At 70.9% G+C, this 11,510-nt stretch carries 10 protein-coding genes; 1 reads left to right on the top strand and 9 read right to left on the bottom strand.

Annotation, left to right across the window (positions count from 1 at the left end; translation table 11 throughout):
• Window positions 1-307 precede the first annotated feature (307 nt).
• Complete coding sequence (locus ACWDV4_RS30440; RefSeq protein ID WP_449985886.1) at window positions 308-571, top strand: DUF1737 domain-containing protein; 264 nt, start codon at window positions 308-310, stop codon at window positions 569-571.
• Between the two features lie 3 nt (window positions 572-574).
• Here the strand turns inward: ACWDV4_RS30440 and ACWDV4_RS30435 are convergent, their stop codons facing one another.
• The 9 genes from ACWDV4_RS30435 to ACWDV4_RS30395 all read right to left on the bottom strand — a co-directional run bounded on the left by ACWDV4_RS30435 (window position 575) and on the right by ACWDV4_RS30395 (window position 11,278).
• Window positions 575-1,054 carry a hypothetical protein gene (locus ACWDV4_RS30435; protein ID WP_449985883.1) on the bottom strand — a complete coding sequence of 160 codons (480 nt, stop codon included), beginning with the start codon at window positions 1,052-1,054 and terminating at the stop codon, window positions 575-577.
• A gap of 378 nt (window positions 1,055-1,432) precedes the next feature.
• Entirely contained in the window at window positions 1,433-2,344 is a 912-nt protein-coding gene (locus ACWDV4_RS30430; RefSeq protein WP_449985880.1) for an HpcH/HpaI aldolase/citrate lyase family protein, read from the bottom strand.
• Entirely contained in the window at window positions 2,344-3,528 is a 1,185-nt protein-coding gene (locus ACWDV4_RS30425; protein ID WP_449985878.1) for a CaiB/BaiF CoA transferase family protein, read from the bottom strand. The genes ACWDV4_RS30430 and ACWDV4_RS30425 overlap by 1 nt, the downstream gene beginning before the upstream one ends.
• Window positions 3,525-5,627: a formylglycine-generating enzyme family protein gene (locus tag ACWDV4_RS30420; RefSeq protein WP_449985876.1), complete on the bottom strand. Its 2,103-nt coding sequence runs from the start codon at window positions 5,625-5,627 to the stop codon at window positions 3,525-3,527. Before ACWDV4_RS30420 ends, ACWDV4_RS30425 begins: the two co-directional genes overlap by 4 nt.
• Window positions 5,624-6,541, bottom strand: coding sequence for a ribokinase (locus ACWDV4_RS30415; RefSeq protein ID WP_449985874.1), 918 nt, complete (start codon window positions 6,539-6,541; stop codon window positions 5,624-5,626). The genes ACWDV4_RS30420 and ACWDV4_RS30415 overlap by 4 nt, the downstream gene beginning before the upstream one ends.
• Window positions 6,542-6,583: 42 nt before the next feature.
• Window positions 6,584-7,930 carry an ADP-ribosylglycohydrolase family protein gene (locus tag ACWDV4_RS30410; protein ID WP_449985872.1) on the bottom strand — a complete coding sequence of 449 codons (1,347 nt, stop codon included), beginning with the start codon at window positions 7,928-7,930 and terminating at the stop codon, window positions 6,584-6,586.
• Window positions 7,930-9,123, bottom strand: coding sequence for an ADP-ribosylglycohydrolase family protein (locus ACWDV4_RS30405; RefSeq protein WP_449985869.1), 1,194 nt, complete (start codon window positions 9,121-9,123; stop codon window positions 7,930-7,932). Before ACWDV4_RS30405 ends, ACWDV4_RS30410 begins: the two co-directional genes overlap by 1 nt.
• Before the next feature lie 2 nt (window positions 9,124-9,125).
• The gene (locus tag ACWDV4_RS30400; protein WP_449985866.1) at window positions 9,126-10,418 is read right to left on the bottom strand and encodes an ABC transporter substrate-binding protein; all 1,293 of its coding nucleotides are present in this window, start codon (window positions 10,416-10,418) and stop codon (window positions 9,126-9,128) included.
• 50 nt (window positions 10,419-10,468) lie between these two features.
• Window positions 10,469-11,278 (bottom strand): carbohydrate ABC transporter permease, encoded by an 810-nt coding sequence (locus ACWDV4_RS30395; RefSeq protein WP_449985864.1) that lies wholly within the window; start codon window positions 11,276-11,278, stop codon window positions 10,469-10,471.
• Between the last annotated feature and the right edge of the window lie 232 nt (window positions 11,279-11,510).

Genomic DNA, 11,510 nt, shown 5'->3' with positions numbered 1-11,510 from the left:
CATATAACCCCCCCCACCATCATCGACCAAATAACAATCCGGGCTATCTTCACGCTATGCTTTACTATGGGGCTGGGGGGCCGGGGCAGCTGCCCCGGCCCGACCTTTGCGTACCGCCGCCTAACCCAACTCAGGAGCAGGGCGTTCTTGACATTCCGTGCCACCTCGCCAGCTTCTTGGTCACCTCGTTCGCCGGCGTCTTGTCCTCCGGACTGTTAATCACCACGGGAGTCGCCGCAGCCTCGGATGGTCAGGGCACCGTCGGCATTGGTTGGGCTGGCGGTGCGCTGATGGATACCGTCAGGGCGTGACCGAGGAAAAGCCTGAACAACGGCTGCGCTACCGCCTGCTGACCGGCCCGGACGACGCGACCTTCTGTCAACGGGTGAGCCAGGCCCTCGCCGATGGCTACCCAGTTGTACGGATCCCCGGCCCTGACCTTCGACGGGGTACGGGTGGTAGTCGCCCAAGCGGTGATCCTGCCCGGGAAATAACCGGCATCGGCCCCGGTACGACTGACAGCAAGCAGTCGTACCGGGGCCGAACAACGGGTGCTACTGGTAACTCCTGATGCTCAGGCGCAGGCGGTCTTGACCTTCTGCGCCACCTCGGCGAGCTTCTTGGTCACCTGGTTCGACGGCGTCTTGTCGTCCGGGCTGTTGAGCGCGGTGATGGCCGCCGCCGCCTCGGTGAACGTGGCCTTCACCGCCGGATCGGCCTCCTGGCCGGCCAGGGTGGTCAGCTTGTCCGACCAGGCCTTGAGCTTCGCCCGGAACGCCTTCTCCAGCTCGGTCGCCTTCGCCTCGTCGCCGCTCATCGCAGCGTCGAGCATCGCCTTGAACTCGGCCTCCATCGAGGCGGCGACGGTCTCGCCCGCGCTGACCGCCTCCTTGCAGGCAGCCGTGGTCGCGGCCTTCGGGTCGGGGGTGGACGCAGCCGCTGCGGTCGTCGGAGCCGCCGCCGGGGGAGCCGACTTTTCCTCCTCGGTGCCGCAGCCGGTGATGCCCAGGGTCAGTGCCGCAGCGATGGCGGTGGCCGCCACAAGACGTCGCACGAGAAAACTCCAGTTCGTCGGGGGTTTACGCTGCGAAGGGCAGCACCACACGACGCGGCTCTCCGTAGCGGAACATGATCGTAGAGCAACGCGTACCGATGCGAAACTTGGTTACCCCGCTCCGTGACGGTCGATACAGGACAGACGGCACTGCCCCGCCTGGCTGCCCCGTCCCGCACGGAACCACGGCGCACGCACGCCCCGACCCGAGCACTCTGCGTCGATGTCGATCAGATGGATCTCGGCCCCGTACCCCTGGTAGAGCATCGTGCCGACGGCGAGCGTTTGGCCGTCCGGGTGCAGGTCGAAGAAGTCGGATGCGCTGGTCAGCCCGCCACGACGCCCTGATCGGCGACCTCGGATGACCGACGGCTGATCTCAGGGTGCTGCGGCGAGGGCGACGGTGCGCTGCGCGGCGGCCACCATCGCCCGGTCGGCGAACCGGCCATCGGGCAGCACCACGGTCCCCGAGTCGCGGGTCTGTGCCTCGGCGACGGCGGCGAGCAGTTCCCGGGCCCGGTCGACCTCCTCCGCCGAGGGCCGGAACGCGTCCCGGATGACCGGAAGCTGACGGGGGTGGATCGCGGTCCGGCCGATGAAGCCGAGTCGCCGGCCAGCCCGGCAGGATTCGGCCAGCCCGTCTGAGTCGGTGACGTTGGCGTACACGGACATGGCCGGTGGCGGCAGGCTGGCGGCGCGGGCGGCGACCACTACCCGGCCGCGCGCCCAGAGCAGGCCCTCCTCGCCGGTCACCCCGAGATCGGAGCGCAGGTCCGCCTCGCCCAGCCCGAGCGAGGCCACCGTCGAATGTGCGCTGGCGATGGCGTACGCCGCCTCCAGCCCGACCGCCGACTCGATCAGCAGATGCAGCGGGGTGCCGGGCAGCTGCTCGGCCACCGTCACCACGTCGACCGGGGACTCCACCTTGGGCAGGCGCAGTCCGGCCACGCCCGGTCGACCGGCCACCGCCGCGAGGTCGGCCGGCAGGTCCGGGCCGGTCAGCTCGTTGACCCGTACCTGTAGCGGCACGGCATGCGTCGACGAGACGAACTCGGCGACGGCGTCCCGGGCGTACGCCTTGCGCCCGGCCACCACCGCGTCTTCCAGGTCGAGAATGACCACGTCGGCCCCGGCGTCGACCGCCTTGGCGAACCGGTCCGGCCGGTCACCGGGCACGTAGAGCCAGGTCAACGCAACGGTCGGCGGGACGACCGCAGCCACGGCGGGCGAAACCATGTCAGCGGCACTGACGGAGACCACATCAGCGCCGTTAGGCGGGACGTCAGCCATCAGATCGTGCCTCGCTCGCGCAGTGCCGCGATCTCGTCGGCGGTCAGGCCCAGTTCGGTCAGCACCGCATCGGTGTCCTGGCCGTGTCCCCGGCCGGCGTGCCGGATCTGCCCCGGCGTCGCCGACATCCGGAACGGCACGTTCTGCATGCGTACCTCGCCGAGGTCCTCGTCCGGCACGGTGACGGCGGTGCCCAGCGCCGCGTACTGCGGATCGGCCAGAATGTCCCGTACGTCGTAGACCGGCGCGACCGCCGCCTGTGCCTCCTCGAACGCGGCCACCACCTCATCCCGGTTCCGCTGCGCCACCCAGGCCCCTACCGCCTCGTCGAGTACGTCGGCGTGCGCGGCCCGGCTACTGCCGGTGGCGAACCACGGCTCGTCGATCAGTTCGGGGCGGCCGACCAGCCGCAGCACCCGTTCGGCGATGCTCTGCGCACTGGTGGACACTGCCACCCAGCTCCCGTCGGCACACCGGTACGCGTTGCGCGGCGCGTTGTTGTTGGACCGGTTACCCAGCCGGGGCTGGACGTAGCCGAGCTGGTCGTACCAGGTGATCTGCGGGCCGAGCATCGCCATGATCGGCTCGATGATGGCCAGGTCGACCACCTGCCCGGCCCCGGTCAGGTCCCGGCCGCGCAGGGCCAGCATCACCGCGTACGCGGTGGCCAGCGCGGTCACCGAGTCGGCCAGCCCGAACGGCGGCAGGGTGGGCGGCCCGTCCGGCTCGCCAGTAGCAGCGGCGAAGCCGCTCATCGCCTCGGCCAGGGTGCCGAACCCGGGGCGGCGGGCGTACGGGCCGATCTGCCCGAAGCCGCTGATCCGGGCGATCACCAGCCGGGGGTTGATGGCGTGCAGCTCCGCCGGCCCGATCCCCCAGCGTTCCAGGGTGCCCGGCCGGAAGTTCTCCACCAGCACATCCGCGTCGGCGATCAGCCGGCGCAGCAGTTCCGCACCGTCGGGGTCGGAGAGGTTGGCGGTGACGGTGCGCTTGTTGCGGCCGAGTACCTTCCACCAGAGTCCGACCCCGTCCTTGGCCGGGCCGTGGCCCCGGGACGGGTCCGGTTTGGCCGGATGCTCGACCTTGATCACGTCGGCCCCGAAGTCGCCGAGGAACGCGGCGGCCAGCGGGCCGGCAAACAGGGTGGCCAACTCGACCACCTTCACCCCGTGCAGCGGCGTCATGCGGCACCCTCCCCGGGCAGGTCAGCGGCGGTCTCCGGCCGGTCCGGCGCAGGCTCGGTCAGGTCGGCGGCGGTCTCGGTCAGGTCGGCGGCGCAGCGGAAGCCGATCGACGCCGAGCGGGTCATGCCGGCACCGAGCAGCAGCAGGTTGATGCTCACCTCCGGTGGTTGCGGACCACCGTCGAAGTACCAGTCCGAACCATCGGCCTGGTAGGCCATGCCGCCCTTGAGGATCACGAACCGGGTACGACCGTCGCTGTGCTCGCTCTCGGTCAGGTTCCACACCAGCGGGTCACGCCGCTGGATCAGTCCCGCCTCGGCGGCCACCTGCCACTCGTCCTCGGTCGGCAGGCGGAGCCCAGCCCAGGATGCGTACGCCCGCGCGTCGGCCAGCTCGACGTGGGTGACCGGCGCGTCGGCCGGCCCCTGCCCGGCGGTGAACCGCTCGGGGCGTACTGGCTGGTATCCGGTGGCGGCCAGGAACGCCGCGAACTGGGCGTTGGTCACCTCGTGGGTATCGATGGCGAACCGGCCCAGGGACACCGTCCGGTGCCGGGTGCCGGTGCCGTGCAGCCGGGGCGGCAGCGGCTTCCATTCGTCCACATAGGGCGCTTCGCCGTACAGGCCGGTCTCCCGTACCCGGTAGCGGACCAGCAGGTCCCGTCGCCCGCCGTCGATCGCCACCATCCCCTCCGGTACGTCGGCTCGGGGCACCACCGGCACGGCAACGCGAACCGCCTCCCGGGCCGGGAAGCTCGGGTCACCGGTCGCCGGCTCGGGCTGCGGCAGGTTCCCGTCGGCGGTGGCGGCGACCGCCGGGGCGGAGGTGGCGGCGACCGTCGTGTCGCTGGTGGCGACAGTGACCGCCGCGATGCCCCCGGCCGGGAGCGTCCCGCCGACGCTCACCCGCCCGTCGGGCAGCGCAGTCACGGTCAGCTCGGCCCCGGTGACCAGGTCGACGAAGCGCTGCCCGGAACGCGTGTCGGTGACCAGCCACGGCCCGTCGTACGCCGTACCCCGGTTGACGATCGTCCACAGTGGTTGATCCTGGTGCGTCCAGCGGGACGCGTACACGGGAAGGTCACCGCCCGGGTGGTCGGCCAGCGGCACCCAGTCCTCGGACCGTAACCACTCGGCGTGGCTGGTCTGCACCCGGCGCATCGCCCGCAGCACCGCCCGGTCCCGGTCGTTCCAGCCGACCCACACCCCGAAGACGGTCTCCCAGACCAGCATGCCGGCCCCGTTGAGCCAGGCCGAGTGCAGCTCGTCCAGGTGGCTACGGTTCCACCGCCGGGTGTGGTGCAGCATGTGCCGCCGCTCGAACCACTTGGCCCGCAGCACCCCCGGTACGGGCGAGTCGGCGAACCACTGCGCCCAGGACATGCCGTGGTCGGCGATCCGGGCCAGCGGCACCCGGGACTCCCCCTCCAGCGCCAGCCCGGGGCGTACCGCGTCGAGGGTCTTGCGTAGCTCGCCCGCCCCCTCCTTGAGGGTGTCCAGGAAGACGCCGTCCACACCGAGCTGCCCGGCCAGTTCGGCAACCACCTCGGCGTCGGGGATCTGCTCGGCCTCGGCGGCCAACTCCCGGCGGGTGCCGGTGTCCCACGGGTTGTAGTCGACGTAGACGCGTACCCCGTGCTCCTGGAACTGCCGGACCACCGCCGGCAACTCCGGCACCTGCCGGTAGTAGTCGAACTGGTTCCGGTCGTCCAGCCCGATCACCGGGTACGCGTGCCAGAGCACCACCCCGTCGAAGCCGCCGAAGTCCCGTTCCGACTCGGCGATGAACCGCTCGACGGTGAAGACACCGCGCTCGTGGTCGTACAGCGTCTCGTCCCAGAGCCAGGCCAGGCAGACGCTGAAGCAGTCGGTGGGGATCTCGTCGTAGTGGCTGCCGTCGTAGCCGATCCGGGCCTTGGCCTCGGTACGCCACGCGGTGATCCGCTCCCGCCAGGCCGGCCAGTGCACCGGATCGTCCGGGGCGGCGAAGATCTTCGCCTCGTCCAGCACCGACAGGTCGGCCTCCGGGGCCAGCGGCACCTCGGTGGACTGGTCGATCGGCCGGGGCACGTACGGGTTGAAATTGGGGTCCAGGTTCACCCTGTCGCTCCGTAGGTCGTGGCGTACAACTCGTCGATCTCGTCCCGGGTCGGGATGGCGGTGGAGGCACCGGCCCGCCGGGCGCAGGCCGCCCCCGCCGCGCACGCCCAGCGCAACGCCTCAGCCGGGGCGACTCGGTCAGCCCAGGCGACCGCGAACGCCCCGGTGAACGAGTCACCGGAGGCGGTGGTGTCCACCGCGTCGATGCGCGGCGCGGCCACCATCGACCGCAGCCCGGCCCGATCGGCGTACGCGGCGCCCCGCGCGCCCAGCGTCAGCACCACCCGGGGCACCAGCCTCAGCAGCGCGTCCAGCAGTGCGTCCGGCTCGTCGTCGCGTCCCACGATGGCCGCCGCCTCGCCCTGGTTCACCACCAGCACGTCGACCAGGGCGAGCAGCTCCGCCGGTAGGGACCGGGCCGGGGCGGCGTTCAGCACGACCGTCGTACCGCCGGCGCGGGCCGCCTCGGCGGCCTCGGTCACCGCGGTCAGCGGGGTCTCCAACTGCAACAGCAGCACGTCGGCGGCGGTCACCAAAGCCTTATCCGCCTCCGCCAACCGGGTCAGCTCGCCGTTCGCCCCGGGAGCGACCACGATGAAGTTCTCGGCCGAGGTGTCCACCGCGATCAGCGCCACCCCGGACGGGCCGGGGACGGACCGGAGCCGGGTCACGTCCACCCCGGCAGCGGCCAGGTTGTCGCGCAGCTGGCCGGCGAAACCGTCCTGCCCGACCGCGCCGACAAAGGCACACTCACCGCCGGCCCGGGCGGCGGCCACCGCCTGGTTCGCCCCCTTGCCCCCGGGTACGGTGTCGAACCCGTGCCCCAACACCGTCTCCCCCGGCCGGGGCAGGCTCGGTGTGTTCACCACCAGGTCCAGGTTGACGCTGCCGACCACCACCACCCGTGCGGTCATGCCTGCTCCCCCATCCCCGTCATGCCTGCTGTTCCATCCCGGTCATGCCCGCTCTGCCAATCCCAGGGTCCGGTCGACCAGCTCGGCGAAGCCAATCCCGTCGAAGCCGGCGATGCTGCTGCGCAGCCGGCCGTGCAACGGCCCGATCCACTGTGCTGGCAGCCCGGCCGCCCCGGTCAACGCCCCGGTGATCGAGCCGACCGTGGCCCCCGTCGAGTCGGTGTCCCAACCGCCGCTGACCACCGCGCAGATCGACCGCTGGAAGTCACCCTTCCCGTACGCGAGCGCGGCGGCGACCAGCGCCGCGTTGTTGCGTACGTGCACCCAGTGCAGGTGCCCGTGCCGGGCGTACAGCTCGTCGACCACCGACTCCCAGTCGGCGCCGGACGCGCCCAGCGCCCGCGCCTCACGTACCGTCGCCGCGAACCGGCTCTGCGGTGGCAGCACCGACTCGCCCACGTCCAGCACGGTGTCCACGTCGGTGGCGACCAGGGCGGCGGAGGTCATCGCGGCCACCCACTGTGCCCCGTACACGCCGGCCCGCACGTGGCTCACCGCCGCGTCCCGGTAGGCCATCTCGGCGGCCAGATCGGGCCGGCCGGGGTTGACCCAGCCGTAGACGTCGGTACGGATCTGCGCGCCGATCCACTCCCGGAACGGGTTGTGCCGCAACGCGGTGGCCGGCGGGGCGAGCCCGAGCAGCAGGTTGCGGTAGGCCACCCGTTCGGCGGTGAAGACCCGACCGCCGGGCACCCAGTCCAGCCACGCCTGGGCGACGTCCTCGCTGGTGAAGTCCCGTCCCCGGGTTTCCAGGACGCGCAGCGCCAGCAGCGCGAAGTTGAGGTCGTCGTCCTCCGGCATCCCGTCGATGTTCTCGACCAGGCTGTTCACCTTGCTGCGCCGGTTCCACGGCCAGCGGGCCGCCACGTCGTCCGGCAACCCGACAGCGGTGAAGTACGCCGACAGCGGCCACCGACCGGTCGCCTCCAGAATCTCCCGGATGCCCTGCCGGTGGATCTTCTCCACCGGTTTGCCGAGCAGGCAGCCGGCGGCCCGGCCGAGCCAGGCCCCGTGCATCCGGTCCGGGTCGACCGGCCCGGCCGACACCGCCCAGGTCGCCGGCCAGTTCGCCCGGATCGCGTCCAGGGTCTCCGGCTCGGTGGCCGAGCTGGCCGCCGGCAACGCGTCGCAGACGTCGAGCAGCTTCGCCGCCAACGCCCGCAGTGCCGGCCCGGCCGGGGTGGCCGACGCGCCACTGACCGGCGCGTCGGGCGACCCACCGGCCGCCACCCAACGGTCCAGCACCGCCGACACGTCCCGGCCCTCGTCCCGGCTGGCCGCCAGCTCGTGCGGCAGCAGGTCCTCCGGCTGCACCCAGGTCAGTCTCATCAGGTCAGTCTTTCGGTCGCGACTGCGGGGCTCGCAAGCTCACTCCTCGCGCTCCCACCCAGCGCCAGCTCCCGGAACCGGGCGGCCCGACGGCTGAACCGCTCCTGGTCGCGGGTGAACACCGCACCCGCCACCTCGGCCAGCACCCGGGCTGGTTCGGCCAGGTCGACCCGGGACGCCTCGGCCACCACCGACGACCATTCGGTGGGTACCGCCTCGGCACCCCCCAACGCCCCGGCGATCGCCGCCGCCATGGTGGCGGTCGAGTCGGAGTCCCGCCCGTAGTTGACCGAGCCGAGCACCGCCGACCGGAACTGGCCCTTCGCCACGACCAGCATGCCCAACGCGGCCGGCAGTTCCTCGATGGAGTGCAGCCGGCTGGGCCGCCGTGCACCCAGACCCGGGCGGCGGTAGTCCTCGCCCACCGTGTCGTATGGGGCGATGGCGGCGCGCAGCGGCTTGATCGCCTCGCGCCAGTCGTCGTACTCCCGGGCCTGGGTGACCACCGCGTCGATGGCGGCGCGGGTGCCGTCCCGGGCCAGGTCCAGGGCTGCGCCGACCACGTCGTCGACGGTCGCGCCCGGTGCCATGGCGGCGGCGACCGCGGCGGCGAAGACCGCTGCGGCCTCCCGCCCGTAGCTGTGCTGGTGGGCTCCGGCGATCTCCACCGCCTCGGCGTACGCCCCGGCCGGGTCGCCCGCGTTCACGATGCCCACCGGTGCCATGTACATCGCCGCACCGCAGTTGACGATGTTGCCCACGCCCGCCTCACGCGGGTCGGCGTGGGCGTGGTGCAGGCGGGTCACCAACCACCGCTCGGCAGCGGCCAGGCGGTGGAAGGTGAGCCCGTCCCGCTCCAGGTCCGGAATGTAGACCACCCGCTCGATCAGGTCGGGCACGAGCAGTTCCACCACGTCGTACGCGTCGAGGTGGTCGCGCTTCTTGGCGTACGCCCGCACCAGCGCGTGGGTCATCAACGTGTCGTCGGTGATGTGCCCGTCGCCCTTGTGGTACGGCGCCATTGGCCGCGCGGTGGCCCAGTTGGCGTGGAACGGCGGCGCGATGCCGTCGACCCAGCCGCCGAATCGGGCCTGGATCTCCTCGGGCAAGGCTGTCTCCGTGGCCCCGCCGAGGGCATCGCCCACCGCAGCACCGACCAGGCAGCCAACCGACTTGTCGAGCAAGAGTCCCATGGTTACCTCAGAACCTGCTTCCCACCGTCGACCAGCTGGGTCGCCATCTGGTCGAGCGTGATCTTGTTTGCGAAGTACTGCTGGAGTGCCGGGGTGGCGTACTTGGTCTTCCACTCCGGGTAGCCGTCGGCCTTCTGGAACGGCGCGACGGTCAGGTCGGCGGCGCTGTCCGCGGCCACGTCCCAGCCCTGCTTACCGCCGGTCAGTTTGACCAGTTCCTCGTTGGCCTGCTTGCCGGTCGGCACCAGCCAGTCCCCCTTGGCCAGGGTGGCCATGTTGGTCGGGTTGAGGAAGTACTCCAGGAACTGCACGGCCTGCTTCTTGTGCTTGGAGTCCGCCGAGACCGACAGCGTCTGCGGGTTCGCCGCCTGGGTGCTGGACAGGCCCTTGATCGGGGGCAGGGTCACCCACTCGAAGCCCTCCGGTGCCTGCTCCACCATCTGCTGACGCAGCGAGACCGAGCCGGGGAGCATCGCGTACTTGCCGGCGAAGAAGCCGGGCAGGGTGTCCGCACCGCTCATGCCCAACGCCTCGGGCGTCGCCGACTTGGCGGTGTAGATCATGTCGTGGATCCGCTTGGGGACTTCCTTCTCCCCGTCGCCGACCCGGATCTCGGTCTTGCCGTTCTCGGTGTAGAAGAACTTGCCGTCGTAGTTCAACGCCAGGTTCAGCACCCGGTTGGTGGGCGACTTCAGCGCCCAGGCCGCACCGAACCGGCCTGCCGTGGTGAGCTTCTGGGCGTTGGCCTGGAACTCGTCCCAGGTCCACCCGCCGTCGGCGGCCGGGACCGCGATGCCGGCCTCATCCAGCAGCTTCTTGTTGGCGATGACGACCTGCGACTCCAGCAGGAACGGCACGCCGGTGATCTTGCCGTCGTAGGTGGCGGTGTCCCAGATACCCGGCTCGATCTGGCCCTTCAGGTCACCAGAGATCAGGTCGGACAGGTCAGCCAGGTAGCCCTGCTTGCTGAAGTCACCGATCCCGGACGCCTCGTATTGCACGATGTCCGCCGCGTCGCCACCTTCGAACGAGGTCAGCAGCTGGTCGTGGACGGAGTTCCAGTCACCCTGGACGTACTCGATCTGGATGTCCGGGTGGTCGGCGTTCCACTTGGCGACCAGGTCCTTGTTGGCCTGCATCGACTCCTTCTGCCAGGCCAGGCTGAGGAACCGCAGCTTGACCGGACCGTCGCTCTGCTCGTCGTCGCCGGTGCCACAGCCGGCGAGCGCGCCCAGGCCGACGACGCTCGCCACCGCGGTGGCGGCGAGTCGACGACCGAATCTCTTCAGGGACATGGGGGATACCACTCCTTTGTGGGGGATGGCTGACCGCGCCGAGTACGCGGTCAGCCCTTGACTGCGCCAGCCATCGATCCGGAGGAGAGCCGGCGTTGCATGATGGCGAAGAAGATCAGGCTCGGGATGGTGGCGAGTAGTGAACCCGCCGCCAGGGGGCCGAGCCGGGCGGTGCCCTCGATGCCGACGAACCGGGCCAGGGCCACCGGCAGGGTCGCCAACTCGGGGGTCTTGATCAGCACCAGGGCGAAGAAGAACTCGTTCCAGGCGGAGATGAAGGAGAACAGCGCGGTGGCGACCAGCCCCGGCGCGAGCAGTGGGAACACCACCCGACGCAGGGTCTGCAACCGGCTGGCCCCGTCGACGGCGGCAGCCTCCTCCAGTTCCCGGGGGATGTTGCGGACGAAGCCCTGCAACATCCACAGGGCAAAGGGCAGCGCCCACACCACGTAGATCAGGATCAGCCCGGCGTGGGTGTTGGCCAGCCCCGCCTGCCGCAGCACCAGGAAGATCGGGATGATCAACAGCACGAACGGGAAGAGCTGGGAGAGCAGCACCCAGCCCAGGGCCACCGTGCCGAGCTTGCTCTTGAACCGAGCCAAGGCGTACGACGCGGGCAACGCGATCAGGACGGTGAGCACCGCCGAGGCCAGCGAGACCTGGAGGCTGTTCCAGGCCGCCCGACCCAACTCCTGCTCGGTGAACGCCTGCACGAAGTTGCTGAACGTCGGGTTGTCCGGGATCAGCGTCGGGTGCAGCTTGACCAGCTCACGGGGTGGCTTGAACGAGGTGGAGAGCAGCCACAGCAGCGGAAACGCCAGGAAGACCAGGTACGCCAGCAGCGCCAGGTACTGAAACACCTTCCCGACCCGAGACGGTTTTCCGATCACTGTGCTCCTCCGATCGGGACTGCGGGGCTCGCAAGCTCAACGCGCATGCCGGCGCCGCCGCGTCCCACGCGAGCTGCCCCGGCACGCGCGCTCCTCGTTCCGATCACTTAGAGGGACCGTCAGTAGGTGTTATTTGAGGCGGCGGGTGGTGGGGCGGGTGTTCCAGCGGTAGTGGGTACGGGCTTGCCGGATGAGGGCACGC

Source organism: Micromonospora sp. NPDC003197 (assembly GCF_053590565.1).
The sequence above is the reverse complement of the archived record's forward strand: the minus strand, read 5'-3'. Positions and strand labels throughout refer to the sequence as shown.

Bases quoted from the DNA above. Each gene is read 5' to 3' on its own strand.
- ACWDV4_RS30410 (WP_449985872.1), bottom strand. From the start codon at position 7,930: ATGAGACTGACCTGGGTGCAGCCGGAGGACCTGCTGCCGCACGAGCTG.
- ACWDV4_RS30425 (WP_449985878.1), bottom strand. From the start codon at position 3,528: ATGACGCCGCTGCACGGGGTGAAGGTGGTCGAGTTGGCCACCCTGTTT.
- ACWDV4_RS30415 (WP_449985874.1), bottom strand. From the start codon at position 6,541: ATGACCGCACGGGTGGTGGTGGTCGGCAGCGTCAACCTGGACCTGGTG.
- ACWDV4_RS30400 (WP_449985866.1), bottom strand. From the start codon at position 10,418: ATGTCCCTGAAGAGATTCGGTCGTCGACTCGCCGCCACCGCGGTGGCG.
- ACWDV4_RS30405 (WP_449985869.1), bottom strand. From the start codon at position 9,123: ATGGGACTCTTGCTCGACAAGTCGGTTGGCTGCCTGGTCGGTGCTGCG.
- ACWDV4_RS30430 (WP_449985880.1), bottom strand. From the start codon at position 2,344: ATGGCTGACGTCCCGCCTAACGGCGCTGATGTGGTCTCCGTCAGTGCC.